Origin of the sequence: Leptospira meyeri (assembly GCF_004368965.1) — a bacterium.
Taxonomy (GTDB): Bacteria; Spirochaetota; Leptospiria; order Leptospirales; family Leptospiraceae; genus Leptospira_A; species Leptospira_A meyeri.
Genome location: NZ_SORO01000001.1, coordinates 41857 through 68532, shown reverse-complemented (window position 1 = coordinate 68532; position 26676 = coordinate 41857). Strand labels below are relative to the sequence as shown.

28 protein-coding genes are annotated in these 26676 nt (G+C 38.6%); 8 read left to right on the top strand and 20 right to left on the bottom strand.

Annotated elements, in window-relative coordinates:
* Position 1: 1 nt before the first annotated feature.
* The 11 genes from CLV96_RS00345 to rpsF all read right to left on the bottom strand — a co-directional run bounded on the left by CLV96_RS00345 (position 2) and on the right by rpsF (position 9540).
* Positions 2 to 256, bottom strand: coding sequence for a hypothetical protein (locus CLV96_RS00345; protein ID WP_040916977.1), 255 nt, complete (start codon positions 254 to 256; stop codon positions 2 to 4).
* Positions 253 to 1002 (bottom strand): DNA repair protein RecO, encoded by a 750-nt coding sequence (gene recO, locus CLV96_RS00340; RefSeq protein WP_004783646.1) that lies wholly within the window; start codon positions 1000 to 1002, stop codon positions 253 to 255. The genes CLV96_RS00345 and recO overlap by 4 nt, the downstream gene beginning before the upstream one ends.
* Entirely contained in the window at positions 1003 to 1470 is a 468-nt protein-coding gene (gene ybeY / locus CLV96_RS00335) for an rRNA maturation RNase YbeY (RefSeq protein ID WP_004783845.1), read from the bottom strand. It lies immediately after the preceding gene.
* On the bottom strand, positions 1467 to 3833 hold the full coding sequence (locus CLV96_RS00330; RefSeq protein ID WP_004783836.1) for an HD family phosphohydrolase: 2367 nt from the start codon (positions 3831 to 3833) through the stop codon (positions 1467 to 1469). The genes ybeY and CLV96_RS00330 overlap by 4 nt, the downstream gene beginning before the upstream one ends.
* Positions 3830 to 4837, bottom strand: a complete 1008-nt coding sequence (locus tag CLV96_RS00325; RefSeq protein WP_004783959.1) for a PhoH family protein — start codon at positions 4835 to 4837, stop codon at positions 3830 to 3832. Before CLV96_RS00325 ends, CLV96_RS00330 begins: the two co-directional genes overlap by 4 nt.
* Before the next feature lies 1 nt (position 4838).
* Positions 4839 to 6644 (bottom strand): aspartate--tRNA ligase, encoded by a 1806-nt coding sequence (gene aspS, locus CLV96_RS00320; RefSeq protein WP_004783600.1) that lies wholly within the window; start codon positions 6642 to 6644, stop codon positions 4839 to 4841.
* Between the two features lie 12 nt (positions 6645 to 6656).
* Positions 6657 to 8000, bottom strand: coding sequence for a replicative DNA helicase (gene dnaB, locus CLV96_RS00315; protein ID WP_035983619.1), 1344 nt, complete (start codon positions 7998 to 8000; stop codon positions 6657 to 6659).
* 21 nt (positions 8001 to 8021) lie between these two features.
* Positions 8022 to 8468 (bottom strand): 50S ribosomal protein L9, encoded by a 447-nt coding sequence (gene rplI, locus CLV96_RS00310; RefSeq protein WP_004783665.1) that lies wholly within the window; start codon positions 8466 to 8468, stop codon positions 8022 to 8024.
* 9 nt (positions 8469 to 8477) lie between these two features.
* Positions 8478 to 8762, bottom strand: coding sequence for a 30S ribosomal protein S18 (rpsR, locus tag CLV96_RS00305; RefSeq protein ID WP_012389070.1), 285 nt, complete (start codon positions 8760 to 8762; stop codon positions 8478 to 8480).
* Between the two features lie 72 nt (positions 8763 to 8834).
* Positions 8835 to 9272: a single-stranded DNA-binding protein gene (locus CLV96_RS00300; RefSeq protein WP_035983616.1), complete on the bottom strand. Its 438-nt coding sequence runs from the start codon at positions 9270 to 9272 to the stop codon at positions 8835 to 8837.
* A complete protein-coding gene (gene rpsF / locus CLV96_RS00295; protein ID WP_004783763.1) occupies positions 9265 to 9540 on the bottom strand; it encodes a 30S ribosomal protein S6 in 276 nt (91 codons plus the stop codon). Before rpsF ends, CLV96_RS00300 begins: the two co-directional genes overlap by 8 nt.
* Before the next feature lie 92 nt (positions 9541 to 9632).
* Between rpsF and CLV96_RS00290 the strand changes: the two genes are divergently transcribed.
* On the top strand, positions 9633 to 10415 hold the full coding sequence (locus tag CLV96_RS00290) for a hypothetical protein (RefSeq protein ID WP_004783684.1): 783 nt from the start codon (positions 9633 to 9635) through the stop codon (positions 10413 to 10415).
* Here the strand turns inward: CLV96_RS00290 and CLV96_RS00285 are convergent.
* Genes CLV96_RS00285 through CLV96_RS00275 form a run of 3 tightly spaced genes read right to left on the bottom strand, consistent with a single transcriptional unit; the run spans position 10370 to position 14304 of the window.
* The gene (locus tag CLV96_RS00285; protein ID WP_004783713.1) at positions 10370 to 11518 is read right to left on the bottom strand and encodes a CapA family protein; all 1149 of its coding nucleotides are present in this window, start codon (positions 11516 to 11518) and stop codon (positions 10370 to 10372) included. The two genes, CLV96_RS00290 and CLV96_RS00285, sit on opposite strands and share 46 nt — an antisense overlap.
* On the bottom strand, positions 11519 to 12307 hold the full coding sequence (locus tag CLV96_RS00280; protein ID WP_004783947.1) for a hypothetical protein: 789 nt from the start codon (positions 12305 to 12307) through the stop codon (positions 11519 to 11521).
* Entirely contained in the window at positions 12304 to 14304 is a 2001-nt protein-coding gene (locus CLV96_RS00275) for a tetratricopeptide repeat protein (protein WP_004783868.1), read from the bottom strand. Before CLV96_RS00275 ends, CLV96_RS00280 begins: the two co-directional genes overlap by 4 nt.
* Positions 14305 to 14342: 38 nt before the next feature.
* On the opposite strand from CLV96_RS00275, the gene CLV96_RS00270 reads away from it, so the two are divergent.
* The 6 genes from CLV96_RS00270 (at position 14343) to CLV96_RS00245 (ending at position 20205) form a co-directional block, all read left to right on the top strand.
* A complete protein-coding gene (locus CLV96_RS00270; RefSeq protein ID WP_004783691.1) occupies positions 14343 to 15599 on the top strand; it encodes a hypothetical protein in 1257 nt (418 codons plus the stop codon).
* On the top strand, positions 15577 to 16722 hold the full coding sequence (locus CLV96_RS00265) for a cysteine desulfurase family protein (RefSeq protein WP_004783572.1): 1146 nt from the start codon (positions 15577 to 15579) through the stop codon (positions 16720 to 16722). Before CLV96_RS00270 ends, CLV96_RS00265 begins: the two co-directional genes overlap by 23 nt.
* A complete protein-coding gene (locus CLV96_RS00260; protein WP_004783536.1) occupies positions 16719 to 18062 on the top strand; it encodes a CHAT domain-containing protein in 1344 nt (447 codons plus the stop codon). The genes CLV96_RS00265 and CLV96_RS00260 overlap by 4 nt, the downstream gene beginning before the upstream one ends.
* A gap of 155 nt (positions 18063 to 18217) precedes the next feature.
* Positions 18218 to 19087, top strand: coding sequence for a hypothetical protein (locus CLV96_RS00255; protein ID WP_004783596.1), 870 nt, complete (start codon positions 18218 to 18220; stop codon positions 19085 to 19087).
* Positions 19084 to 19653 (top strand): RNA polymerase sigma factor, encoded by a 570-nt coding sequence (locus tag CLV96_RS00250; protein ID WP_035983615.1) that lies wholly within the window; start codon positions 19084 to 19086, stop codon positions 19651 to 19653. Before CLV96_RS00255 ends, CLV96_RS00250 begins: the two co-directional genes overlap by 4 nt.
* Before the next feature lie 18 nt (positions 19654 to 19671).
* Positions 19672 to 20205 carry a hypothetical protein gene (locus CLV96_RS00245; RefSeq protein ID WP_004783831.1) on the top strand — a complete coding sequence of 178 codons (534 nt, stop codon included), beginning with the start codon at positions 19672 to 19674 and terminating at the stop codon, positions 20203 to 20205.
* A gap of 133 nt (positions 20206 to 20338) precedes the next feature.
* Here the strand turns inward: CLV96_RS00245 and ychF are convergent, their stop codons facing one another.
* From ychF to CLV96_RS00215, 6 genes are read right to left on the bottom strand one after another with little or no spacing between them, the layout of a single operon-like run.
* On the bottom strand, positions 20339 to 21436 hold the full coding sequence (ychF, locus tag CLV96_RS00240; RefSeq protein WP_004783512.1) for a redox-regulated ATPase YchF: 1098 nt from the start codon (positions 21434 to 21436) through the stop codon (positions 20339 to 20341).
* Positions 21437 to 21484: 48 nt separating this feature from the next.
* A complete protein-coding gene (locus CLV96_RS00235; protein ID WP_004783956.1) occupies positions 21485 to 21976 on the bottom strand; it encodes a hypothetical protein in 492 nt (163 codons plus the stop codon).
* Between the two features lie 11 nt (positions 21977 to 21987).
* Positions 21988 to 22677 (bottom strand): RluA family pseudouridine synthase, encoded by a 690-nt coding sequence (locus tag CLV96_RS00230; RefSeq protein ID WP_004783814.1) that lies wholly within the window; start codon positions 22675 to 22677, stop codon positions 21988 to 21990.
* Positions 22661 to 23536 (bottom strand): DUF2797 domain-containing protein, encoded by an 876-nt coding sequence (locus CLV96_RS00225; protein WP_004783694.1) that lies wholly within the window; start codon positions 23534 to 23536, stop codon positions 22661 to 22663. Before CLV96_RS00225 ends, CLV96_RS00230 begins: the two co-directional genes overlap by 17 nt.
* 6 nt (positions 23537 to 23542) lie before the next feature.
* A complete protein-coding gene (locus CLV96_RS00220; RefSeq protein WP_004783580.1) occupies positions 23543 to 24136 on the bottom strand; it encodes an LIC_11883 family protein in 594 nt (197 codons plus the stop codon).
* A 7-nt stretch (positions 24137 to 24143) separates the two neighbouring features.
* Positions 24144 to 25388, bottom strand: a complete 1245-nt coding sequence (locus CLV96_RS00215) for an exo-beta-N-acetylmuramidase NamZ family protein (protein WP_020777401.1) — start codon at positions 25386 to 25388, stop codon at positions 24144 to 24146.
* A 51-nt stretch (positions 25389 to 25439) separates the two neighbouring features.
* Between CLV96_RS00215 and CLV96_RS00210 the strand changes: the two genes are divergently transcribed.
* Positions 25440 to 26666, top strand: coding sequence for a lipoprotein LipL46 (locus CLV96_RS00210; protein WP_004783918.1), 1227 nt, complete (start codon positions 25440 to 25442; stop codon positions 26664 to 26666).
* Positions 26667 to 26676: the final 10 nt, after the last annotated feature.

Below are 26676 nucleotides of genomic sequence, written 5' to 3'. Positions count from 1 at the left end.
TCTAAAATTTAATTTCCATTTTTAATTTGTCAGAATTTTGCCAGAGTTCAAAACTTTTTGCTTTGAATCTGGAAACAAAATGAGGGATACTTTCCTTTTCTTCCCGCAAAGTTGGGAGAAAAGGTTCAGACTGTTCTTTTGCTAAATGATTCTTTTTGTCTTTTCGGAATTTCTCTCCTTTGAGTAGGAGTTGGAACAAAGCAAAAAAAACAGAAAGAGTCATACAGAGTAGTACTGTCTTTGTAATCGAATTCATAAATACCCTATTGACTTGTAAAACTCGAAGTAGGATTTTAGTTCCTTTCCGAAAAGAGAACGGAGAAATTGATTTAAAATTAAATCCCCATCCCGATATTCCGTTTCTCTTGGAAAAATTCCCAATACATTCGAAAATTTCTTTGATAACATAGTATGAAATAGTTTCAAAACAGGCAAATGATCTTTAGGGATAGGGTGACAATCTGAACACAAAAATTCACGCTCTGCGACGGAGAAATAGGCCGCCGATTTGGTTAGAACCTCTTCCCCACAAGTATGACAATAGAATTCAGTTGGGAAATGGCCCATATGGGAGAGGGCTCGCAGTTTAAAAAATGGAAGGATTTGTTTTTGAAATCCAGTTTCATTCGATGTTTCTAAACTACCAGAGAGGAGTTGGAAAAGAAAGGGATGATTTTCCCCTTCTGGGTATATCTGCGAAGTAAGTTCCGTTACATATAAAACAAAAAGTGTACCTAAATAATCCGACTTCAATTCATCATAACGTTTTACTAGATGAATTTCTTTGATGGATTTCCAATCCTTTTCTGCTTGATCATAATAATCAAGTTCTACAAGAGAACCAAGCTCTGTTGTAATGATGGCTCGACGTTTGGACTTACGAATTCCTTTGCTAAGAAAGTTCATTCTACTTTGTGATTCACCCGCTAAACTAATGAGTCTGTCACTATCCCCAATATCACGACTCTGGATGACAATCCCTCTTTCTTTGCGAATGGCCATTTAACGCTCAAACACCAATTCTAAACATTCATCTTCTTTGGCGCGCATACGAATGGCTTCTTCTTCACCTTTTTCATGATCATAACCAAACAAATGTAAGATCCCATGAACCAGAAGGCGGTAAAATTCGTCTATGATCGAATGACCGATTTCTTTTGCCTGTTTACGGCAGGTATCCATAGAAATCACAACTTCTCCTAAAATCTGAAATGGGATAGGAGGAGATTCTGAATATAGAGGAAAAGACAAAACATCTGTTGTTTTGTTTAGACCCCTTCTTTCTAAATTAATTTCCTTCATCACTAGATCATCCACAAGCAATATCTCTAATTCTAAAACTTGTAAAAAATTCGGACTTAGATGTTTTAAAATCAATTCACAATTCTCTAAAACAAGATCCGATTGGATTTCTGTATTTGACTCACATTGGTCGTTCCAATGCGTCAAAACTGATAAAGAGGAGTTCATTTTTTATTTTTTCTTGAACCTGCAGATTCCAAGGCTTTTGTGTCTTCCGGTTTGGGGTATTTTGGTCTTTGGTGCAAACTAGAAAGTAATACTTCCTTAAAACTAGATTTAATCATTTCTAAATCACCAATGGTCAGACCACTTTCATCCAATTGATTTTCTGCAAGTTTTGAATTTACAATTTTACGAATGAGTTCATCTAAACTTTCAGGAGAAACTTCGTCTAACGAACGTGATGCAGCTTCCAAAGAATCTGCAATCATCACAATCGCCGTTTCTTTACTTTGTGGTTTGGGACCTGGGTATTGAAAATCTTTTTTATTGATATTTTTTCTGGCAGCTGGGGAGATTTCTTGCAAAGCCTTGTGGTAAAAAAATGCCATAGTCGATGTGCCGTGGTGTTCCGGGATAAAACTAATGATTTCTCGCGGAAGTCTTGCCTTTTTTGCCATTTCTATCCCATCTAACACGTGATCAATGACTGTTTTTGCAGCGAGGGCAGGATTGTTTTTATCGATGTGTTCTGGTTTTGGAATCAAATGTTGATTTTCTACAAAAAAACCAGCATTTGGGATCTTTCCAATATCATGAAAATAAACACCAACACGAACAAGAAGGCGGTCCAGGTTTAAATTTTGAGCAGCTCGTTCAGACAAAGCGGCAACCATAAAAGTATGTGTATATGTGGAAGGTGCTTTGGTTAATAGCTGTTGCAACAATGGATGTCCCGTATCAGCGAGTTCAATCAATTTGAACCGAGTCGGAATATTAAAAATATATTCATACATAGGAAGTAAAAACTGAACCGCAGTCGCACTGGCAAAACCATTCACAAAACACATCACTGTGATGCGAAAGAGATTGGAATTGGTTAGATCACGAAAAAAACCGGCTCCAGTCGTTACATAAAACTCCCTGCCATCAAACAAGTAACCAGCTGTGGTTACGAGAATTTGCACAAAAGTTAGCAAAAAGCCTGCCTTCAAAAAATCAATCCGTTTGAGAAGTCGCCTTCCGTAAATGGAACTCATGACGGCTACAGTAAAAGCCAACATAAACGATGTCGGGTTGTATCTTGAGGCAAAAAATACAGCAAAAGCCAGAAAAAAGCCAATGGCAATGGAGAGTTGTTCATCATAAACAAAACCAAGAAGTAAACAAAGCATCCCCACTGGAACAAACATTCCAAAATAGTAAACCCCAGACAAATCACTGTCAGTTGCATAAAAAACTTTTGAAAGTAGATAAATGGAAGCAATCACAATCCAAAGGGTAAAAAAGATAATGAGGTTACTGGAGAGATCATTCAATCGGTTTGGCCGGTAGCGGATCAGGTAAAACCCGACAATCACAATCAACACACATTGTGTTAAGAATATCGATATAATAGATGCCAAGTTAGCCCTTGTGGCATAACGATTCATCATATCCAATTTAATTTTTACTTCCGGAGTGATTACATCTCCTGAACGCACAATCACTTCATTGGCTTGAATCCGGCTTTTTTGAATCGGGATGGCATTGGTAGCCCTCATCCTAGCATTTTCCGTTTCTTCCGGATTGTAATTGCATGCAGGATAAGAATAAACATAATAAAGTCCAATCCTAGACACTGCTTTAAGGAGAGAATCAGAAACATTAGGTAATTTTTCAGAAGCTAATTTTGATAATACGGAGGCAACAGGTCCTTCTTTATAAATCTGAGACCTTGGGATTACCAAATTTCCATCAATGATGGAGGTTTGGTCTTGAGTTCCAATGTTCCGAATTTTAGCTCCAGCTTTATCCAAATCTTTTGAAAACGGAAGGTCTTCTTTCACAATACAATACTTAGAAAAAATTAAGTTGGTATATTGTTGGAGAAAACTTTTTAGTTTGTCTTTTCTGGGATAGTCGAGGATCGCTTGGATTTCCTCATTGGTTCTATTTCGCCATCTGGGGATTCGGTCTTTGACCAAACCAGGTGTAACTTTCCCTTCAGCTAAAATGGTCCGAAGCAGTTCCACATCTTCAGAAAGATTGGTATCAATTCCGGTCACTAAAATTCCGAAATCTTTATCAAACGCATAAGGGACATTAGCTGCTGCCTTTTGTTTTTCCTGGTTTGTTTTTTCAGTGTCCTCGTAAGAGAATTCCTTAACTGACTGGATCGTTTCCGGTGCAATTTTTCCTTCTGAAAACATTCCATCGGGGTCTGTATTGACACTTGTCTGTCCAAAAAAAGGAATCGAAAGTACATAAGTCACAAACAACAAAGTAAGAAAGACAAGGATGATTTGAATATTTCGAACAACAGAAACTGGTCTCACTCTCGTGAGAAAGTCTGTGAGCCGGGTCATAGAAGAATCTAAAATGGCTTTCATGGTTTTTTCGAAAAGAGACTCTCGTTTTCTTCAAAACGTCTCACAATAGATTCGACGATCGGGTGACGCGTGATATCTTCTCTTCCAAAGAAAATTGTTTCGATCCCATTTAGATTTCTTAATGTATAAACCGTTTTTTCAAGTCCAGAACGACCGTGAGCCAAATCAATTTGTGTGGCATCACCCGAAATTGCCATTTTGGAATTTTTACCAAACCTTGTGAGAAACATTTTTAATTGAGGCAAAGTACAGTTCTGTGCTTCATCCAAAATAATAAAGGAATGAGAGAGAGTACGCCCTCTCATAAAAGCAATGGGAGCAATTTCAATTTTACCCACCTGTAAGTACTCACTGGTTTTTTCAAAACCAATACATTCGTGTAACGCATCATAGATGGGGCGAAGATAGGGATTCACTTTTTGTGTTAAATCTCCCGGTAGAAAACCTAAATTTTCTCCCGCTTCCACTGCAGGCCTTGTGAGGATAAGTCTGTCCACTTCTCCTGTTTGCATCATACGGCAAGCTGTGGCTATGGATAAAAAAGTTTTACCGGTCCCGGCAGGGCCCATCGCAATGGTGATGTAGTTTTTATGAAGACTATCCACAAAACTTTCCTGGTTTTTTGTACGAGGAAAGATGGGTTTTCCTTTAAAAGTAACAAAGATTTTGTCTCTAGGAGTCCAGGTTTCTCCTTCCTTTTGGAAGTCAGAAGAACCAGGTGTTGGCCAACCACCACTGGAATCTTTTACTTTATTCACTAAGTAATCGATATCAAAAAAAGAATAATCGGCTTTGTCTGGTCTACGTTTGAAATTTTCTTCCACCTTATGGAAGGTATCCATAGCAACTTGAACCTGATCCTCGCTACCTTGGATGATGAGAGATTTTCCTCTGGGGATTAGTTTTACATTGAGGCGACTTTCCCATAACGGTAGTTTGCTGTCTCCTATCCCACATACCGTTTGGTAGAGGGATTCTTCCTGAAATGTAAAACTTTCATCCATATTAGATAGTGACTACCCTGAGTTTTAATTCTTCTAATTGTTTTGCCTCAACTGGACCTGGAGCTTCACTCATCATACAAGTTCCTTTTTGAGTTTTAGGGAAGGCAATCACATCTCGAATGGAAGTTCCTCCCGTGAGTAACATCATGATACGATCCACTCCAAAGGCAATCCCCCCATGAGGTGGTGCCCCAAAAGAAAGGGCATCGAGTAAAAATCCGAATTTGGATTTAGCATCTTCTTCTCCAATTCCAATGGCTTCCAAAACTAGGCTTTGGATTTCTGGGTTGTGGATCCGGATGGAACCACCACCAATTTCTGTCCCATTGAGAACTAGATCATAAGCTTTAGCTCCGATCGAAGAAAGGTCAACCGATTTCCCAGCTTTCCAGTCTCTTAGTTTGTCAAAGTCTTCTTCTTTGGGAGAAGTGAAAGGATGGTGGAGGAAGGTCCAAGTTTTTGTGGTTTCATCTAACTCAAACATAGGGAAGTCCACGACCCAATGGAAACTATAAGGAACCTTCGGAGGATCATACTTTTCTGATAATTTTAATCGTAAGGCACCAAGGGAAGCATTGACTATCTTAGAAGAATCAGCTCCAAAAAATACCATATCCCCTTCTTTAGATCCTACTGCTTTTGCGATTTTCTCGAGAGCTTCGGGAGTGAAACGTTTGGTGATTGTGGATTCAAGTCCATTTGCCCCATGTTTCATGTAAGCAAGACCTTTCGCTCGGAAGTCTCTTGATAACCAAGAAGTTAAGTCTTCAATTTCTTTTCGAGAAATTACAGACCCACCCGGAACACAAATTGCTTTCACCACTCCACCACCGGAAACGGCTGCACTGAAAACTTGGAAGTCTGCATCCTTCACAATTTCCGATACATTCACGAGTTTCATTCCAAAACGAATGTCCGGTTTGTCAGAACCATATTCTTCCATCGCCACATGATACGGCATAGTCATAAAGGGTGCATTCACTTCTAAATGAAACACTTTCTTTAAAGCAAAGGCCCACATGGTCTCGATCTCAGAACGAATGTCATCTTCTGTTACAAAAGAAAACTCCATATCAAGTTGTGTGAACTCTGGTTGGCGGTCTGCACGTAAGTCTTCATCTCGAAAACATTTTACAATTTGGAAATACCTTTCCATTCCTCCAATCATCAGGATCTGTTTGAAAAGTTGTGGGGATTGTGGGAGAGCATAAAACTCACCAGCATTCAATCGAGAAGGAACAAGAAAGTCCCTTGCCCCTTCTGGTGTGGATTTATTTAAAATCGGAGTTTCAATTTCTAAAAAAGATTTACTATCCAAATACTCTCTAAGAGCAAATGTTAGTTTGTGCCGAAGGACCAAACGATCTCGAAGTTCTTCGCGGCGCATATCCAAATAACGATACTTCAATCGAATTTCTTCACCAGATGGATCAAATTCATCTAAAGTAAATGGAGGAGTTTTGGATGTATTTAAAATTTCTACAGATTCAGCAATTAACTCGTATTTGCCGGTTTCCATTTTTGGATTTACGGATTCTGCATCACGAAGAGAAAGTTTTCCTTTTACAGCAATCACAAACTCAGAACGAATTTTTTCTACTTTGGAGAAGTCTTCACCAAGAATTTCTTTACGAGCAACAATTTGTAAAATTCCAGAACGATCACGAAGGTCGATAAAAATCACCCCACCTTGGTCACGGTAACGAAAGGCCCAACCGGAAAGGAATAATGTTTTTCCAACAGACGCATCAGAGACACTCGTTGCGCTAACTCTATTTTTATATTCGGAACTGACCCACTGATTCAATTGAAAACCTCTTTATAATGGAACGTTGTCGAAACGGCTAATCTTCGGATTGAACATCAATGGAAAATCGGCCGTAGCACCCGCTCTGTTTTTGGCGATAATGATCTCTGCCATTCCCCTTTTGTTTGGGTCAAGCTCCTCGGGAGGTTTCACCATTTCTTCCCGATAAATAAAACATACAATATCCGCATCCTGCTCAATGGCACCTGACTCCCGTAAGTCGGAGAGTTGTGGCCTTTGGTCTTTGGAGCGGTTTTCAATGGAACGGTTCATCTGCGACAATGCGATGATGGGACAACCCACCTCCCGTGCCATTTGTTTGAGTCCTCTGGAAATATTAGCAACCTCTTGTTGCCGTCCGCCCATAGCCGCCTTTGGATCACTCATTAGCTGTAAATAATCCACAATCACAAGCCCTACTTCTTCTGTGGTCCGAAGTTGGCGAAGTCTCGCTGAAAATTCTTGGATGGTTAAATATCCTGAATCATCAATATACAAACTTGCAGAGGTAATATTTCCAATACTGTCTTTGAGTTGGGTCATCTGTGCGGAAGTAAGAGTTCCCGCTTTTAATGCATAGGAATCAATCCTTGCATCCGCACTGATGAGTTTGAGAAGTAATTCGATTCGGCTCATCTCTAACGAAAAAATAACAACGGTTTTGCGCTCTTTCAAAGCTGCATTGGCAGCAATGTTTAAGGCAAAGGTTGTTTTTCCATTTCCGGGACGAGCGGCAAGAATCATTAATTCGTGAGATTTTAGTCCTGTGGTTGCCATATCAAGACCAGTGAAATGGGTTTTTAATCCATTGATCCCACCCGTTCCATTTTGGCTGGCCGCCACAACATTTTTGATGTAATCGATGAGTGCGTTGGCATCGTCTTTTACTTTTCGTAAACCTTTGGATCTCTCTTGGCGAGAGATATCCATTAGTGATTGTTCTACGAGACTGAATACAGAATCGTTTTCACCAGGTTCTACTTTGACTTTGTCAATGGCTTGGTTTAATGCTTCTACATACTTACGTCTGTCCGAAACACGTTTAACACGACGAACGTAATAGTCTAACGGCTGAAAGGGGACAGTATCTTTATAGAGTGATGTGATATATTCCAAGTCACGGGATTCATCTTTAAAAAGACGTTTTTCCCGCATTTGGTTTGTGACCGTAACTAGGTCAATATTGATCCCTTCATTGATAAGATCCGTGACGGCTTCAAAGACACGTTTGTGTGTGTCCATATAGAAGTCATCCGGGCTTAGACCTAAGTCTTCCTGCCCGGCTACCCCTCTCATGAGTAGGTAACCGATTAAGTTCTTCTCAGACTCTATCTCCTGAAGGGGGTTAGAATTCATCGAGAAAGCTTTAGTGTAAGACTATGCTTGGCCGACGACTTTAACTACGATTTGAGGTACAACACCTTCAGCCAAACGAACTTTAATTTTAAATTCACCAACCGATTTAATTGGTTCACCTAAATCTAACTTACGTTTGTCGAGTTCTACCCCAGTGTTTTTGATTGCGAGAGCAATATCATTTGCTGTTACAGAACCAAAAAGTTTGTCGTTCTCACCCACTTTCACTTTCACTTCGTATGTTTTACCATCAATCGAAGAAGAAAGATCTTTCATCACTTTTACACGTTTTTCGCGTTTAAGATCAGCAAGTCTTTTTTGGTGGAGAGCCGCTTTAGTGTTTCCATCATTTGCACGGACGGCAAGTCTTCTCGGAATGAGGAAGTTACGTGCATAACCATCAGCAACTTCTTTCACATCTCCAGCATCACCAAGATTCAATACGTCTTTTTGTAATACAACTTTCATCCGTTACTCCTACAGAACTTTAAACGGCAATAAACCGATAGATCTGGATTTTCTGATTTCACGAGCAAGGGCTCTCTGGTGTTTGCCACAAGTTCCAGTGATTCTTCTTGGAATGATTTTACCACGGTTGGTAACAAATCTTTCTAGAATGTCGACTCGTTTGTAATCAAGTCCTGCAAGTAGTGCTTTGTCAGCACAGAACTTACATACTTTCTTTTTGTATTTTGCGTTTTTACGACCGAATTTGCCTTCTCCGTCTTTACCACGGAAACCACCTTTTTCGTCGTCTTCCATCCCGTCCATACTCTCGCGGGAATCTACTCTTGTATCATCAATATTTGCTGTTTCGCTCATTGTCATCACCTATCAAAAAGGAATGTCGTCATCACCGGCTGGATAATCATCATAACCATTACTTACGCCGGAATCATAAGAATTGGAACTGTCAGAACGGTCTCCAGATCCTCCACCTTGCCCTTGACCACCTAACAATTGTGCGGTCTCGACATAAATGCGGATTTTAGAGGCTTTTTTGCCTTCAGGAGTTTCCCAGGACTGTTGTTGAAGTCTGCCTTCAATCGCTACTTGTTTTCCTTTGCCAGCATATTGTTTTAATATGTCAGCGAGTCGGCCCCATGCCACACAGTCAAAATAATGAGTTTCCTCTTTTTTTTCACCGTTAGTCACATAAACTCTGTTATTCGCAATTGAAAAATTGACAACAGAACTTCCGTTCACCGATTTAAATTCCGGATCACGGGTCATTCGACCGATTATAAGTACTTTGTTAAGATCGTTAGCCATTTGCCCTAATTACGAGGGTTTTTAAGATATTCGCATTGAGTTTAAACTCATGTTCGATCTTTGCTACTTCTGCGGGAGAGCCGGAACACTTGATAAGTGTGAAGTGACCTTGTTCGTCTTGTCCAACCGGATGCCAGAGTCTTTTAGAACCCCAATCCTCTTCGCCTTGGATCGTGAAGTTGTATTTGGAGAGTAAGTCTTTTACTGCAGACTTCGTCTCTTCTACATTACCTTCACGAAGAATATTCGTGATTTCGTAGTTTCTCATATTTCTCCTATGGGTATACCTACATAGAAACACTTGTAGGTAGAAGAATTTGTTAGTTTCCACTAGGGTTTTTCCAATAGGGACAGGGGTCAATGGAATTTCTTCTTGGAGTTCCCAAACCCTTCCATTTCTATGGAATTTCTAACATTTTTATGGGTGAAAAATCAAATTTTCCAGAAGTTTGGGGCCTTGGCCTTGGCCTATTTTTAGCACTTTATGCTGGTTTTTTGAACCACATCACCCCGAAAGAACCTGCACTCGACAACCATTCCGGATTTGAATCCACCCTCCTCGGCCTTGAAATGGCAGAAACTCCAAAACAGGTCCAAGACTTAGTCGGAATCCCCGATACCATTGATTTTTTTCATTTATCTGCTGAATATAGAAAAGTTCATTATTTTGACTTTGGATTTATCTTCTGTTATTTAGCTTTTCTTACTTATACGGGCCATTATGCGGGAAGAAAGGTGAGACCCATTTTCCTTAAGATCTTTATGGGAATGGTTTTACTTCTTGTGATTGCGGGTTTTGCAGACTTAATCGAAAACATTTTAATTTTAAATGTTCTGGATGCAAAGACTGCAGAAGAAATGACACCTTCTCTCGAATACTTAAAACCCACATCCCAACTCAAATGGTTTTGTTTATTTGGTTATGTTGCCATTGTTTCCGTTTACTTTTGGTTATATGAAAAGGGTTGGATTTTACGAACAGCATCGATTCTCTTTTTTACAGGATTTTTCTTGCAGTTGTTTTCGATTTACAAAACCAATTTATTAGAACTCAGTTTTCCATTTTTTGCTTTGGGACTTACTTGCAGTTGGTTCCACTACGGCTTTAGTTTGGCTTTTAGTTCTTTATCCAAAAAAACATAACCTCTACCGCCAGAAATTACTAGTTCGGTTCCGAGTTGTTTACAAAGAATCGCATACTCTTTCAAAAAAATTTCCGCCTCTTTTGGACCTAAAGGAAAAAAATAATGATCACCTGGTAAGGATTGGTGTTTTCCAAACACAGGGACCACCTCCACAAACAAAAGTTTGTCGCCATCAAAATGCAAAACTACAGAGATATTGTGTTTCAAATATTGGTTTTTAGAACCAAAGAAAAAGTTTCCAAGAGAATAAATGACAACACCTTTAGGAAATACCTCAATCCCTTGAGGAACATGAGGATGGTGTCCAATGATCACTTGATAACCTGCATTCACCAAATATTTTGCGGCATTTCTTTCTGTATCCATTGGGAGAGGATTGTATTCCACACCCCAATGCACGGAGAGAAGATTTACTTGATTTGGTTTTGTTCTTTTAACCAAACGTTCAGCCGTTCCCACTCGGAAATAAGCTGCCCCCGGAGATTTAGTCCCCGAAAATAACCTTGTTTCTCCCGTATCGGAAAAAGAAAAAATTCGATACTCTGTATTTTGTTTGGAAACTATAATGGGAACCAGGGCTTCATCTGTATTTTTTCCGGCCCCTGTATGACGAATTCCAAATTCATCTAACAACTCTAAGGTTTCAAAAAGTCCATTTTCCCCAAAGTCCATAGTATGGTTATTTCCGAGGAAAACTCCATCAATCCCCAAAAGACGCAAAACCATTAAATCCTTTCTCTCTCCAAAGAACACATAGGATTTTCGTTGGTCTGCAGAAGGAGTTTTATGAAGGATGGGTGTTTCTAAATTGAGAAACCGAAAATCAAAATTTTTTAGATAACTAAAAAAACTTTTAAAAGGAAAGTATGGGTCTTCGGATCGCATCGAATCCCTCACACCCCAATTGAACATCACATCTCCACCAAACCAAAGTTTAGTGGATTTCGGATATTGGATGGTTTCTCCTGTTTCTGTTCGAAAATGGTAAAGGTTCTGAACGGGTAAATCCAGTTTTGGTTCTACCGATTCTGGAATGTCTGCGCCAAACAATAAAAATGGCAAAACAAAAACGATTAATAAACAAATACGAAATAGATTCATTTAAAATCGAAATACGTTTGAAGGCACTTCCGTGATTTGTGATTTTTTTAGTTTAATCTGAATGAGAACATTTTCCTTTTCAGTATCCAAACTAATGACTTTGGTAATGATTTCCTTTGGTGGATGAATTTGTTCTGGTTTAGTTTTCACAAGAGCAATTGCTTTTAACCCACGTTTGGCACTGGAAAGTTCCAAACGATCCAAATGACCACCTTTAAAAAAGTATTCGTATTCTCCATCAGCCTTAGAAAGAGCAATCCGTGAATCACTCGTATTGAATTTCGCCTTTGGACTTTGGATTTCACTGATGTATGCCCCAGTCAAATACTCATAAATGACAGGGAATGGGATCGCAAATTTTTTACCTGTATTTGGATCTTGAATGAGGATGTCTCCCATCGGCAAGGATTGAATATCCTTCGTGCTTGTTGGTTTGATTTGGATTTGGTTTGGGTCGGCAATGAGCTCGGTAAAAACCATGCCAAAAAAACTATCCATCAATTGGATTTTGATCTGTTTGGATTCTTTAGAAAAATAGAGTTTTCCATCCAAGGATACATTGTCTTTTTTCGGAACAAAGGTTTGGATCTGCATTGAAAATTCAGACTTAAAACTAAGGAATTCTGTTTGTTTCTCTAAAATTTCTTTGAGTAAGGTTTTGGATTCGCCTTCTTTTGCAGAAATGTATTTCTCTTTGTCTCGACCGATAAAATTAGGATCCTCTACTTCAGTTGACTGACACGAGATTATCAAAAATAAAACACTAAGAAGGATGGTATTTCCTTTCATTCCGAAATTTCCTTTTGTACTTTTTTAATTTTTGCGACTAGGTCCTTGTTAGACTCTGCTTTTAATTTTGATTCGGAAAGTTTAAAAAACTGGAGTGCATTGACTGGATCTTTTTTGGCCAAATACACATCACCCAAATGTTCATAAATCACCGGATCTTCAAATCCTCGCTCTAAAGCCAAAGAAGCAGCAAAATTTAAATGGAGTAAGGCTCGATTAAAATCTTTTTTCCGAAACAACACCCAACCCAAACTATCTTGGTAAGCAGGGTTATCTGGTTCCAAAGACACTGCTTGGGTCAGTAGTTGGTTTGCTTCATCGGGATTGATATCTTTTTCAGCATACAAATATCCCAAATAATTCATTGCATTGGAAGCATTGGGATTGAGCGAAAGTGTAGTTTTTAAATCTGCTTCCACTTCACTAAACTTATTTAATTTATCAAAAGCAGTGGCGCGATAAAAATAATAATTATAATTATTTGGATCTAGTTTGATGGCATCAGTAAAATCTTGAATACTCTCTTTGTATTTTGCCAACTGGAAATAAGCAAGACCTCTCAAATAAAAATGAGCAGCAGTTGGATTTTCTTTGATTGTATCGGATAAAACAGAAACGGAAAGAGATTCTTTTTTTAAATTCCCTTGGAGATAAAGATAAGCCAATCGAAACCGCAGCCGAAACTTTTTATCGGTCTTTTCGGTATGTTGCAGAGCTTCTTTTGTCGAAATGACAGCATGGTTCCACAACCCAAGCATTTCAAGGCAGGATGAAATTTTTTCTAAATACAAAGACTTTTCTTCATTGGCATTTTCCTTGGTTTCAATCCTGGAAAGACCCTTTCTTAAAATTTTTTCTGCGGTAAGATACTGTCTATACTCGAAAGCATATTGAGCCGTGTCAGCATTCAATACTTCATATTCGGGAATGTTTTCTTTTTCGGCCAACTCCAAAAGAGCAATCCGTGGGGATAACCTTCCGGGATTTTCTTGAATATAAGTCCTTAGTTTTGTTTCTAATCCAAGTTTTGATCCTGAAATCAATCGATCCAACAAATAGACAATTCCATCTTTTGGAATTTTTTTCTCTTTTTTTAAGGTCGCAAAATAAGTAGGTGCGGTGTCTCGAGAATCCATAAAATAAATTTCTGCGAGCATATGAGAGGCATCAATGTCTCTAGGATTTTTTTCTCGAATTTGTTCTAGATAAGTCCGGCAATTCTTAAAATCACCTAACACAAAATAAATTTGTGCCAAACGAAACAAAACTTCCATATCATTTTTATAAACATTTGTATATTCGCTATAACGTTTGATGGAAATTTTTGGATGATCTAATTTATAATTAAGTTCACCCAAAGCTTTTGCTGTGAGGTATTTGTATTTTGAATGATTATCTCTTCTTTCAATGACAAAAGAAAGTGCAGTGTAGTATAAAACAGACTGGTTCCAAAGTTTTCTTTCAAAATTCAAATTATCGAGTAAATACAAAAAATCAGAATCATTCGGAAACTTGTGGAGGGAATTTTCTAAAACTTCGGATGCCTTTGCCAGTTCTCCTTGCCGAATCCGAATCCTTGTCTGCAAGAGGATTAAGTCTTTGGAAATTTCTTGTGACTTGGAGATGGATTTTTCCGACCATTCCCAAGCTTGGTCCAAAACTCCTAGTTCCAAATAATTCAAAGCAAGAGTTTCCGAACTAAGCGCACTTGGCTCTTTGCCGACTTCCGAGAGACATTTGTGGTAAGAATCTAGAAAAGAAACAGAACGTTCAAAGGAAAGTTTGGATTCTTCTGTTTTGCGCCGTTGGGCAGCCTGAAACCCATCCACCTGTTCCCTTAAAGCACGAGAGAGGAGAAACTCAGCAGGGACTCCGGGATCCAATGCGGAACATTCTTTGGTTCTTGGCCCAGGTTCTATGGCAATCAAAGAAAGTGAGAGAAAACAAAAGAAAACAAAGAGGAAGGGACGGTTTAAAGTTTTAATTGCTTGAAACATCAGTAGATTCCGGCAAAGATCGGGTACAGGGACAATCCTTGAACCAGATCTTCCGAGAAAATTTAAAATACATCCTGGCCGTTCTCATCGTGTGGGCAATCACTTTCCCATGGATTCTGAGAAACAAGGACACCATCCTTGCCAAATTCACCCTCGCCTACAATTCGTTTTTTGGTTATCCCAACCCCCGGATTGCGCACCAGCTCATCGCCAAAGGCGATGCAGTCCTTGAAGGCAGAAAAGAAGGTGGAACAGACATCCTCCAAACAATAGGCCAGTTCTTTAGTTCGGAAGAAAATACCAAAGGCTCCATTTTACCTTTGGATTTAGCTCTAATGGAAAAAGCCTGTTTGTATTTCCGAAGCAAAGAACATGTGGAGGATCATTTTTTAGAGCTCACTTGGAGAGAAAAAGCCAAAGATTGGGGCTCTCCCCTTTTCCAAAGAATGGCTCCTCAAGGTGAACTGACTCTCGGACCCAATCCAAAAGACTATTGGAATTCTCATATTGAAGCTGTTTTGACTGCTCTTGACTACTACAAACGTGCGTTACGTTTTTCAGGCCCAGAACTCCTTGCTCCTAAAAAAATTGAATCCGTTGCTTGGGCAAGTTGTCGTCCAAGCGAAATCCTCCTCGGTTACAAAACACATATGTTGGAAACAGAAAGTTTTGTCTTAAAGAAACTAACCGAATTAGAAAAAGTTCCTAGTGGACTGAGTGCTGTTCAAAAAAGAAGTGTGGTTTTATCTTCAATCAAACGCAGCGATTTTTCTGAAGTTTCGGCGAATGATTATTTAGAATCATTACTCAGACAAATTTTACTAACAGGAATGAAAAATTTTTCTCCAAGGGAAATGGATGATATTTATGAAAGAATCATCTATTTTGTAGGGGCAGATGAAAGAGAGTATTTAAAATTTAAATTCCGCCGGGCTGAGTTATTTTTTCAGCTTGGCCAGGAAGACGAATCCTATTACAAACGTGCAGCAGCTGAATTCAAAGAAGCTGCCAATATCCAACTTGCTTCAGAAATTGAAGACATCAACGTCCCTGCACTACTTGTTCACGAATTTGAATCAAAAATGAAAGAAGCAGAATCTTATCATAAACTCAAAGAAAACTCTAAAAGTTTGACCATCCTAGATTCCTTAAAATCAAAACTACGCAATGTCGATGAACGAAGTGTAGGTGGAAAAAAAGACGATATTTTGAAATCTTATCATAATTTAACTAGATCCGTCCTTCGCAAACTGGGTCGCTACGAAGAAGCTGATGAAATCCCCTTTAACGAATGACATAAAATACTTTGATTACAATGCCACACACCCACCTTTTGCAGAAATTCTGGAATCCTGTTTGGCGTCGTATCTCAAAGAGTTTTACAATCCATCAGGAATCACCAGGTATTCCCTAAAAAACCAAGGAAAAATCGAACTAACTAGAAAGTATTTAGTTACCTTAACCAATGGCAATGAAAAACAATTTGTTTTTTCAGCAACAGGGACTGAGTCAAACTATTTACTCGTCCAAAGTTTACGTGTCCTCTTTCCCCAGTTAGATTCCGTTATTGTTTCTCCTTTTGAACATTCCAGCATGTATGCGGCTTTAGAATCATATGGGTTTAGTGCTGACTTAATCGAAACTGACAAATCTGGGATCGTTCATATTCAAAACCTGGAACAAAAGTTAAAAGAAAACCCAAGACCCGTGATTTGCCTTTATGCAGGAAACGAAACGGGTGTCATCCAACCAGCAGAAGAAATTTCAAAACTCACCAAACATTATGGGCAACTTTTTTACAGTGATCTGATGCAAGGTTTTTGTAAAGTTGACCTCTCCTTTTCATTGTTTGACGGATATACTTTTTCAGGCCATAAAATAGGTGCAGGAATGGGAGCTGCTGTGACCTATTTACCAAATATAAATCCAAACTTTCGTGTGTTTGGTGGTGGAAACCAAGAAAATGATCACAGAGCAGGAACAGAAAATACCTTTGCCATTGAATGTTTAAACAAAGTATCAAAATTCCAATTGGAACATCTGGAAGAAAAAAACAAAAAACTACTATCTTTTCAATCTATGATCGAAACTTCTTTAGAGGAAATGGGTTGTATTATCATTGCAAAAAACTCAAAACGACTTCCCAATACAACCTTTCTCATTTTACCAATCCAAGCTGTTGATTTCTTTTTATTAGGAATGGAGGAAAAAGGAATTTTGGTTTCCACAGGAAGTTCTTGTAAATCTCGCGCAAGAGAAGCTTCAAAATCCCTTCTCCATATGGGTTATACGGAAGAGGAAGCGCTACGTTGTATTCGAATCTCAACGGGTTATTTTACGACCAAAGAAGAAGTAGAACAGTTGTTACTAAGAGCAAAGGAATTAATTCAAAAATTCCAATCCATTGAAGAAATATGAAACTCAGAATTATCGCAAAATATTCCAGAGAAGAATTTACAGATGGAGAATGTATTTGGGAAGAAAAACAGGATCAATTTGGGACTGTAGAAAGAACAACTAAATTCTCTGGTAAAATCCTGAGCGAATTCCTAAAAGATTGGGCACTATTTGTCGAAAGAGTTCTTTCACAAAATCCCACAAAAGAAGAATTCCTAAAAAAATTAGGAAAAAAATCGGATAGTTTGGAACAAATCGTTTTTGGAAAAACTCTCCCCTTTTGGCGTTATCCCGGATTTCCAGATTCTATCCAGCTTCTCATCGATCCTGAGTTTTCACCCATCCCTTGGGAAATTTTACGAACACAGAAAGGTTTTTTATTCCAAGACAAAGATTACCGAAGAGGAATCCGAATTGATACCATTCAAAAAGAAAACAAACAAAAAACAAATTCTGTTTTACTTGTTTGTAATCCAGTAAAACCAAACTTAATTGCGACTGTAAAAGAAGAATGTGCGAACCTGTATCCTATTTTGGAAAAAAAATTAAACTTACGGATTCTAAAGGAAAACAACCTGACAAGAGTTAGGCTGATCGAAGAAATTGGGTCAGCAAAGTATCTACACTATGCAGGCCACACCGAAAAAAACGGAATTCCACTAGGCGCAAACGACTTTTTATATTCCAAAGAAATAGCAGAACATTCTTTTACCAACCTGGATCTTGTTTTTTTTAACAGCTGTCACTCCTCTTTTGACTCGATTGAACATTCGGGGCTTACTACGAGTTTTTTAAAAGCTGGTGCCAAAGAAGTAATCGGATTTCTTTTCCCGGTGGAATCGAATTTAGCAAAGACAATTGGAATCAAATTCTGGGACTCATTTTTAAAAACGAAAAGTTCCCACAAATCTTTGGAAAAAATTAGAAAAACATTATATAATGGAACTTCAAAAGAGATCATAACGGCAATTAGCTTAATTCACTTTTCAACTCAAACATCAAATCGGAAGTTTGGAAAAATAGCTGGCATAACCTTTGTTTTATTGTTTTTATTTTTTTGTATTGTTTTTTTAGGTGAAAGGAAAGAACCTATCAAGGTAGAGAGTTTTGAAATCCAAAATATCCCCAAGGCAGAATCCAAAAGACAAAAAGAAGAATCTGCCTCTCCCAAGGATCCGATTTTACTTCAAATCTCTCATTTAAAGAATTCAGAATTCCGCAAAATGGCCCTTCAGTTTTTAAATACCAAACATGAATTTTTAGATGATTCTCAAAAAAGAGAACTATTAGAATCCATTTTATCAAGCGATACATCAGAAGAGAAAATGTATTATGAATTCAAAACCAGGAGTGGATTTTGAAAGAGTTCAAAATCATTCTAATCATAGTTTTTTTTTCCTCTTTCCCAATCCAAGCACAGTGGTTCCCGAAATCAAAATCTTTTGAGGATGTATGGACTTCATATTATTCAAAACAAAACCTTTTTAGCCAAGCCTACGGCATTCAAACACGTGACATGATTAGACCTGCCACTGAAGCAGAAGAAGAGGATTTTTCTTTCTATTGGAAATCATGTCACCAAACAGAGATCAAAGACTTAACACAAATCTTACGTTATATTTCCTTTTATGATGCCATTCTAACTGTAAGACAATGTGTTACTGCAAATAAAGAAGAACAAATTCAACTCGAAAAACAAACGAAGAAAAAAATATTCGATTTAATTGTTTTACCTAAATTTGAAATTTTAGAATCTGAGATAAAAAACGAAGAACTCATTCCCCTTCTAGAAGAATTAAGAAACGAATGGGAAAAAACAATTTACGTTTTTTCAAATTTATACAAATCCCACGAAGTTTTATTTTTAGGAAAAGAAAGAGAATACACTTTGGCTATTAATCGTGTGTTATATTCTGATATGCCAGAGGCCAGAAGAAAAACTTTGATTTTACGACTTTTGCATGATATGAAACAACAGAACAGAAGCACCTACCAGTTGTTTTATTATTCAAAACAAAACCCTTGGTCAGCTTCTAACTTAAACGAAGAAAATACCGAATCCAAAAAATTCTATTTATCTTTGATAGAAGAATGGAAAGTTGATCCAGATTTTGACACTGACCAAATCAATACGTTAAATGAATTTCAAACTTGTTTAGAAGAAATTCCAAATACTAATCCGAAAATTCGAATCTTAGGATTTTTTGGTTTTTTTAGCGACTATGGGCGATTCACAACAAAAGACCAATTTTCTTTTTCGCAAACGAACCAAACACGAGTTCGGTTCATCAGGCAAACTTTATTTCGATCCCACCATTTCCAAAAAAGATTAGAAAACGTAATGATATCTTGCAAAAATTCCGTCCAATCGGTGAAAGAAATATGAGTGATGAGATACGGAAGTTAATCGATAACTGCCTACTGGGAAAGAGTTCGGCCTGGCAGGAGTTGATCCGAAGATTCCATCGGCTCATCATTGGAACTTGTGCCCATTACGTTCCTAGAGAGGAAGTCACAGACACTTCCCAACAGGTTTATCTCAAACTTACAGAAAACGATTACCACCTCCTTCGAAAATTCAAAGGGGACAGTTTGCCTGCATTTATTATCTATTTAAGTGAAATTTCTAAAAATATCAGTATGTCTCAGACAAGATCCATTCGTCGGTATGAATATCGAGAGGGAATTTCTTTGGATTTGAGTATCGATATTTTGGATGATAGGCAAAACCAGGAAGACGTCTACTTTGCTTGGGAAGAAAAACGCGAGTTTTATGATCTCATTGAAGGTTTGGATGAAGCTCATAAGGAAATTCTCATCCTCAGGCTAAAAGGTTACAAGTTTAAAGAAATTGCGGAAATCCTCGATGTTCCCCTAGGGACTGTCCTAGCTAGGGCCAATCGAGCAAAAGAAAAGATAAAAAAAATCCTTACAAAGGAAATAAAGCCGTAGCGGGGGGAAATAAATACAATGGAACCAAAAGATCCGAATGAATTTATGAACCGACTCAAATTGAAAGAAGCCCTTTACCTCATGTCCCAAGGGGAAGATGCGGACTCATCCACGGTCGATCGGATCTTGGAAACTGTTCTTCCCAATAAGGGTTCCAGCATACAAATTTACCTTCAATTTGTGAAAGACCAATTGAAACTGCTCACAAGCGACGAGGGAGACACAAATCTAGTGACTCCAGAGTTGGCGTTTCGCGGATCAGGAAATGTAAGCGGGGCTTTCCGAGTCCATCGGCAGGTGGGAGGAAGGGATTTGGATTTTGTTTTCCAGCCCAATGCCGAAAAAAACCAAGTTTTCCTTTCGGTAGAAGGAATCAATTGCGACCGACTTTCTGCAAAACTGTTTATAGATGGAGCTCCCGTAGAAACTCTCCCGAAACTCGGGTCTCAATCTATGTTTGATTCCCCGATTACCTTAGATTCCAGTCCAGAACTCGCCATTTTTGAATCGGGCAAGGAAATTGGACGTTATCATTTTATGTTACAATCGTAATTTTTTTTGTGAACATGCAATAAACAAGATGGTATAAAGCATTAATAAGTTGAGAAAAGGTTCCTAATTTTGGAACCAACTTTCTTTTCCAAACTAGTTCACTTCAAAATCCCGACGAAGGTCGGGATTTTTTTTATGCGTTCACTCGGAAATAAATCACATCCCCGTCTTGGACAATGTATTCCTTTCCTTCTACACGGAGTTTGCCCTCATCCTTGACCTTGGTAGCATCTCCGGTTCTGTCAATGTCTTCATAACGCATGACCTCCGCCCGGATGTATCCTTTTTCAAAATCGGAATGGATGACGCTGGCAGCCACAGGTCCTGTGCTCCCTTGGTGGGTGGTCCAAGCACGAACCTCTTCCACACCTGCCGTAAAAAAAGTCAAAAGTCCAAGAAGTTTATAAGAAGCCCGGATCATTCGCGATAAACCAGATTCTTTTTCGCCGATCTCTTCTAAAAAAGCAAGTTGGTCTTCTTTTTCTAGTCCAGAGATTTCTTCTTCAAAACGACCACATAACACAACAACAGGTGCATTTTCTTTGGACGCAAAATCGATGATGGTTTTAACAAGTGGATTTTCACTGGTTTTGACATCAGAATCTAAAATATTAGCAACATACAATACTGGCTTTATTGTGATTAAATTGAATTTTTTAGCAATTTTCTTTTCTTCCTCTCCCAGATCTACAGTAGAGGCACGATTTCCTTTTTTTAAGGCATCTAAAATTTTATCCATAACCGAAAGGATTTCTGCCGCCTCTTTGTTTCCAGTTTTGGCAGTTTTGGCAACTCGCTGTTGTTGTTTTTCCAAACTATCCAAATCAGCTAAAATTAATTCGTAATTGATGACTGTAATGTCCTCGATAGGATCAACTTTCCCATGAACATGTGTTATGTTCTCGTCTTGGAAAGCACGGACTACATGACAAATTGCATCCACTTCGCGGATATGAGATAAAAACTGATTTCCAAGTCCTTCCCCTTGGCTTGCCCCTTTGACAAGGCCTGCGATGTCCACAAACTCAATCATGGTGGGAACAGTACGTTTTGGTTTATATACTTCTGCCAGACGGTTCAATCTTTCATCCGGTACTTCCACAACTCCGGTATTTGGTTCGATGGTACAAAACGGATAGTTGGCAGCTTGAGCTCCTGCCTTCGTGAGAGCATTAAAGATAGTCGACTTACCGACGTTCGGGAGACCTACAATTCCACAATTCAAAGCCATAGGGATAGGTTTTTACCGAGAGACAGTAAGACAAGGAAAATTGCTTTCTTAGTTTTGAAATCCTGTCTCTAGATAGACGGAAGTAAGATAAAAAATAGAACTAAGGATAAGGGTTAAATACACCACTGTGTAAATTTTACCAATTCGTTTCCACGGATAACGATCAAACAAATAGAGTTCCCGGATGATGAGTTCTGGGGAGGGATCGGATGGAAGAATGTCTTCCCTACCTGCCTTTCTCCATACAAACTGACGTTCTTCTTTTCCTAGTTGAAAAAATGCGGCCGAAGAACCTTCCGTAAAAACTTCCAAAAGTAAAGTCGGGATTTCAAAGTATTTAAACGTAATGATTCCTGAAAAACTAGTTAGGATGGCAAGATAATTAATCACCACAATGAGTGGACTTGCCGTATAACTAGAGCTAAATAGCAAATACAAATAGATTATCAGAAATCCAATGGATAAGTATTTAGCAATTCGAGAAAGAGTTTTGTATAATTTCTGTTCTTGGATAAAAAGGTGAAAAACTTCGTGTTTCATTTATTTTGTATCTAAAGAGAAAGCGATTTCCCAATTCGATTTGAAAATTCTGGAGGAATCTCTGTTTCCACCCACTGTTTTTTCCCCTGGAAGTCGGTAAAGCACAATCGAAAGGAATGAAGGTACATTCTTTGTTCTTTCTTTGACTGGTTCGATAACGAATACACTGGATCTCCGAGAACAGGAAAACCTAACTCCCTAAGCATAACGCGAATTTGGTGCCTTCTTCCAGTTAAAATTTTTGCCATACCAAAAGAAATGTTTTCCTTCGGGTATACAGAAAGAATTTGAAATTCCGTAATGGCTTTTTTTCCCCCACTCCTCACCACTTTCACTTCCTTATTTCCATCTTTTAAAAAACACTCAAACCGTTTTTCTTTCCAATCGGGAATACCATGACATAAAAAAATATATTCTTTTATGGCCTCTTTTAATAAAAAATCGATTTCTTTATTTTTACTTTGAGTTTTTCCCAGAAGGACAATCCCACTGGTTCCCAAATCCAAACGATTGGCGGTACGAAGTTCAGTGAGACCAAGTTTTGTTGCAAGTGACCTTGTAAAATCCAACCGATTCGGGTCTTTGGTTTCATGAACTGGAATTCCCGCTGGTTTTTCAGCTAACAAAAACTCATCGCATTCAAAAAGAATGTTGGTTGTGAGGCCGGAACCAATGGAAATTTTTTTATGCGGAGACTTCAATCCAAAGACCGCTGAGACTACGAATGTTGATCACACCCGATCGAAATAACAAATACTGCCCTTTGATCCCCACAAGAGTATCTGTGATGGGTGTGTCCTTGGTGAGTTTAAGTGATTTGATTTTTTCAGGATATGTTTCAATTGGATAACCAATCGTTGTAACACCAACACTTAAATCCAAACGATTCCAAATAAGTTTGGTTTTACTATCAGGCGGAGAAAGAAATTCATTTTTTTCCAAATGATTCAGAAACTTATTTGCCTCACGCACCAAATCCATGTCAGGCGGATCACCCGCCACCATTTTCTGCCAAGTGGTTTTGTCTGGCAAAAACTGGCTCAAATAATGTTCTAAAATTCCAGCATCCCTTCTTGATTCAACTTCCAAAATGGGAATTCCATATTTTGCACCCTGGTCCACCCAACGGTTGGACACGGGATTTTCTTTTGTAATCCCCACTTTTAATCCACTGGAGTTTGCAAAATACACTGTATGTTTTTTAAAACAGTTAGATTTTCCCCACTCTGGTTCCCGACAAGTGCCTTTGTGAAAATGGCAGGTTTCCGGTCTCAGGATACAAAGGTCGTTTTCTGCGAGATTCGTAAAACAAGTGAAACAATAACCTTGGCTAAATGACTTTTTCGTTTTTTTCCCACAATGGAGACAACGAATTTCATCATTTGTGGAAAGAGTGATTTTTTTTCCAATCCAAGATTCTACAGGGTTTTCGGAAGTGGATTCTATGGGGGTTAAATCTTTTTTATCTGCCTCATTGTAGTTCGCTGTCTCCCAAAAATAAGAAACAGGGGATATTCCCTTGTGTGACATTTTCCGAACATAACCTTGGATCATTGGCATAAGATTTTAAAAATGGAACTCCTTAACATCTTCTGGAAAATAATCTTTGTTTACGTTTACAAAAAGTAAACCAGTGAGACTGGGCTCAGGTAGAGACAGATCCCACTTGAAAATAACGAGAGTTTGGCGGTAAAGGTAATGAGAAATTTGTCCTTTTGGCACGTAAAAAATTTTTAGTTGGTCTTCTCCTTCCCCAACTAAAACAACCCTTCCATTTAAGTTAGGAGATTTTTGTTTGATGAGTTTGATGGTGATCTTACCGCCAGGATTTATATCTTCTGGATCAGATCCTTCCGTGGCTACTCCATCGTTTGCAAAGGAACTTGGAGCTACTTCCAATGTTGTACCTTCGTAATCCAAATAATTACATGGAAAATCCCCAGGCATACTCGGAAAATTTTCCGAACATGAAGTATAAACCGATTCCTTTTCCTCTCCGTCCCCATAAGAAACAAGGAGAGTAGACCGAATTGTGGCATAAGCAACTGATTTCAAAACTTTGGCTGTTTTATTTTTAGGAACAGAAACAAATTCTCTATCGGAAGCGGAAAGAGTAAAAACAAAAAGTAAAATAAAAAATAGAAGGAAAAGTCGTTTCATCATTACCTCAATACAACAAATAAGGAGCGATTTTTTTACGTTCCGATTCTTCTTCTGATAGATAAGTTTTATGAAAATCACTAAAAGATTTTCCTTCATTAATCGACGTACGGAAATGTTCATTCCCCCAAAGTTGATCTACCCAGTGGTTGGTAGATCCCTTACTCCATTTAAAATCATTTGGATAAGTTTCTTTCATCAAACGAATCAGATCATAAGCCAACTGGATGGGATCATAATCCGGACGAACTAAATTCATACGAAGGCCTGAACAAATTTTTCCCTTATGCGGGCCAAAGGTGGGTTTGAAATAAACGGGAGAAAAATAATAAGATTTGTTTCCGAGGTTACCCAGTTTAGTTGCAAGTTCTTCCGAATTTGTCATCCAAGGTGCACCAAAATAAACAAAAGGTGCTTGGGTTCCCCGTCCCACAGAAACATTCACTCCCTCCAGTAGTACCAAAGAAAGATAATTTCTAGCTGAGTCCACCATAGGTAAGTTTGGTGAGGGTGTGGTCCATGGGATTCCTGTATCTTCAAAATACATCCCACGTTTATAACCTTCGACGGGAACCACCATAACATCCACACTGTCTTTTAAATATTCTTTATTATAAAATCTTGTGGCTTCCCCAACCGTCATCCCTGTAATCAGTAGCGACGGAAATTCTCCGGCAAAATTTAAATTCCTTGGATTCATTTTTTCACCCATAGGAGGAAGATGCATTGCTACATGAATATGATCCAAAACAATGAGTTTTGTTTTTGTATTCTTCATCGCATCCATAAGTCTCTTTAATACACTAAGATAAGTATAACAACGCATTCCTACATCTTGTACATCAAAGACTACATAATCTACTTCCCTTACGAGGTCCCGTAGTTCAGAATCTTTAATTCGATAAATGTGATACAAAGGTCGATTGAAAGTGGAATCCATAGTAACAGGAGTTTGGCTAAACTCCTCTTCTAAACCAAGGAATCCATGTTCGAGGCCAATCAAATGTTCCAGAGTGATTTTATGTTTTTCTAAAGAGGAGATGATCTTTTTAGGGTTCGTTCCGATCCCTGACGGATTTGTGGCAAGCATCAATTTTTTTCCAGCCATCGATGGAAGGATTTTTTCATAAAAAATGTCCTGGGAAATCCGCAACTTGGAATCATTCGGATGGACCCGAAATTGGGGAACTGTGTTCCCATGACATGCGAGTACAAGAAAGCAGAGAGAAAACCTAAAAAAGTAATTGGTCATGTAAGTATATGTTTCTATAATATAGCAAATCTTCAAGGAGAAATGTCCTTCATGTTCAACCGACTTCGTTTGGCTCCCTTAACCGGAGTTCTCATCCTTACTATTTTGGCATGTGCCGGATCCAATTCAGCCCAGAAACAACCTACGCTGCCAGACAATGTGGTAACAGCGATGGGAGAGGCACCAATTTACCAAGGAGACTTGGCTCTTGCACGAAACAAAGCATTGAAAGATGCCAAACTCAATGCCATCCGTAAACTTGTGGGGGAACAAATCACAGAAAAATCGGGAGTTTCCGACGGCCAGTCCCTAGGCTCCAAACTTTACGGGAAAACCGATAGCTTTGTGAAAAAATACGATATCATCAGTGAAGAACAATGGAAACTGGACACCCAAGATATGATTCGTTTGAATGTTCGTTGTGAAGTGGAAGCAACAAAACTTTCAACGGCAGTGGATGCCCTCCTCGATGATGTAGGAAATCCAAGAATTGCCGTTCTTGTCCAAACCGTTGTGAACGGTAAATCTTATCCTATTGGATCAGCCACCAACATCGCAGAAGCCGAACTCATTGAAAAACTCCGCACCAAAGGAAACAAAGTTGTGGATAGTTCCCAACTTACTGCCCTTCTGAAAAAAAATCCAAGCCTTGCCAAACTTGACCTCACTTCAGTAGAAGAAGGAAGTCCTTTGCTCACACTGGCACAAGATTCCGGCGCAGAGGTTTTGATTGTTGCCAAAGTTACCACAACCGACCAAAAACCAGTGGTTTTGCCTGGCGGAAAAAAAACAGATTTTTTAAGTTCAGCAGCCACTGGCCCTTATCGCATCATCCAATTATGGGGTGATGGAAAAATTTTTGGATCAGGAAGTTTAGAAGGGCGTGGTGCTGATATCACACAAGAAGTTTCCAGAGAACAAGCTGTCAAAGATTGGGCAAACCTTGTTTCCGGAAAAGTGGGAAAACAAATCAAAGATGAATGGTTCAAACTCACAGAACAAAACACTGTCATCTTAAAGTTCAAAGGGTTAGGACTGGAAGACGCCATCAATTTCAAAAACGATTTGATGGAATACACTTCGGTCAAACAAATCAATGACCGTAAAACAGAAATGAATGGATCGGAATGGGAACTGACTTACCCAGGAAAAGAATCTATGTTTGCTGAAGAACTAATGTATAAAAAAGATTCGAGTTTCCGTTTTTTAAGTAGCAAAACATTAAGCATCAACAGTTCCAAACGTGGAGTTGTGGAAGCAGAATTCAGAAACAAGTAGTTTAAAGTTT

Bases quoted from the DNA above. Each gene is read 5' to 3' on its own strand.
- CLV96_RS00345 (WP_040916977.1), bottom strand. From the start codon at position 256: ATGAATTCGATTACAAAGACAGTACTACTCTGTATGACTCTTTCTGTT.
- recO (WP_004783646.1), bottom strand. From the start codon at position 1,002: ATGGCCATTCGCAAAGAAAGAGGGATTGTCATCCAGAGTCGTGATATT.
- ybeY (WP_004783845.1), bottom strand. From the start codon at position 1,470: ATGAACTCCTCTTTATCAGTTTTGACGCATTGGAACGACCAATGTGAG.
- CLV96_RS00330 (WP_004783836.1), bottom strand. From the start codon at position 3,833: ATGAAAGCCATTTTAGATTCTTCTATGACCCGGCTCACAGACTTTCTC.
- CLV96_RS00325 (WP_004783959.1), bottom strand. From the start codon at position 4,837: ATGGATGAAAGTTTTACATTTCAGGAAGAATCCCTCTACCAAACGGTA.
- dnaB (WP_035983619.1), bottom strand. From the start codon at position 8,000: ATGAATTCTAACCCCCTTCAGGAGATAGAGTCTGAGAAGAACTTAATC.
- rplI (WP_004783665.1), bottom strand. From the start codon at position 8,468: ATGAAAGTTGTATTACAAAAAGACGTATTGAATCTTGGTGATGCTGGA.
- rpsR (WP_012389070.1), bottom strand. From the start codon at position 8,762: ATGGAAGACGACGAAAAAGGTGGTTTCCGTGGTAAAGACGGAGAAGGC.
- CLV96_RS00300 (WP_035983616.1), bottom strand. From the start codon at position 9,272: ATGGCTAACGATCTTAACAAAGTACTTATAATCGGTCGAATGACCCGT.
- rpsF (WP_004783763.1), bottom strand. From the start codon at position 9,540: ATGAGAAACTACGAAATCACGAATATTCTTCGTGAAGGTAATGTAGAA.
- CLV96_RS00290 (WP_004783684.1), top strand. From the start codon at position 9,633: ATGGAATTTCTTCTTGGAGTTCCCAAACCCTTCCATTTCTATGGAATT.
- CLV96_RS00285 (WP_004783713.1), bottom strand. From the start codon at position 11,518: ATGAATCTATTTCGTATTTGTTTATTAATCGTTTTTGTTTTGCCATTT.
- CLV96_RS00280 (WP_004783947.1), bottom strand. From the start codon at position 12,307: ATGAAAGGAAATACCATCCTTCTTAGTGTTTTATTTTTGATAATCTCG.
- CLV96_RS00275 (WP_004783868.1), bottom strand. From the start codon at position 14,304: ATGTTTCAAGCAATTAAAACTTTAAACCGTCCCTTCCTCTTTGTTTTC.
- CLV96_RS00265 (WP_004783572.1), top strand. From the start codon at position 15,577: ATGAAATCCCCTTTAACGAATGACATAAAATACTTTGATTACAATGCC.
- CLV96_RS00260 (WP_004783536.1), top strand. From the start codon at position 16,719: ATGAAACTCAGAATTATCGCAAAATATTCCAGAGAAGAATTTACAGAT.
- CLV96_RS00255 (WP_004783596.1), top strand. From the start codon at position 18,218: ATGATTAGACCTGCCACTGAAGCAGAAGAAGAGGATTTTTCTTTCTAT.
- CLV96_RS00250 (WP_035983615.1), top strand. From the start codon at position 19,084: ATGAGTGATGAGATACGGAAGTTAATCGATAACTGCCTACTGGGAAAG.
- CLV96_RS00245 (WP_004783831.1), top strand. From the start codon at position 19,672: ATGGAACCAAAAGATCCGAATGAATTTATGAACCGACTCAAATTGAAA.
- ychF (WP_004783512.1), bottom strand. From the start codon at position 21,436: ATGGCTTTGAATTGTGGAATTGTAGGTCTCCCGAACGTCGGTAAGTCG.
- CLV96_RS00235 (WP_004783956.1), bottom strand. From the start codon at position 21,976: ATGAAACACGAAGTTTTTCACCTTTTTATCCAAGAACAGAAATTATAC.
- CLV96_RS00225 (WP_004783694.1), bottom strand. From the start codon at position 23,536: ATGCCAATGATCCAAGGTTATGTTCGGAAAATGTCACACAAGGGAATA.
- CLV96_RS00220 (WP_004783580.1), bottom strand. From the start codon at position 24,136: ATGAAACGACTTTTCCTTCTATTTTTTATTTTACTTTTTGTTTTTACT.
- CLV96_RS00215 (WP_020777401.1), bottom strand. From the start codon at position 25,388: ATGACCAATTACTTTTTTAGGTTTTCTCTCTGCTTTCTTGTACTCGCA.
- CLV96_RS00210 (WP_004783918.1), top strand. From the start codon at position 25,440: ATGTTCAACCGACTTCGTTTGGCTCCCTTAACCGGAGTTCTCATCCTT.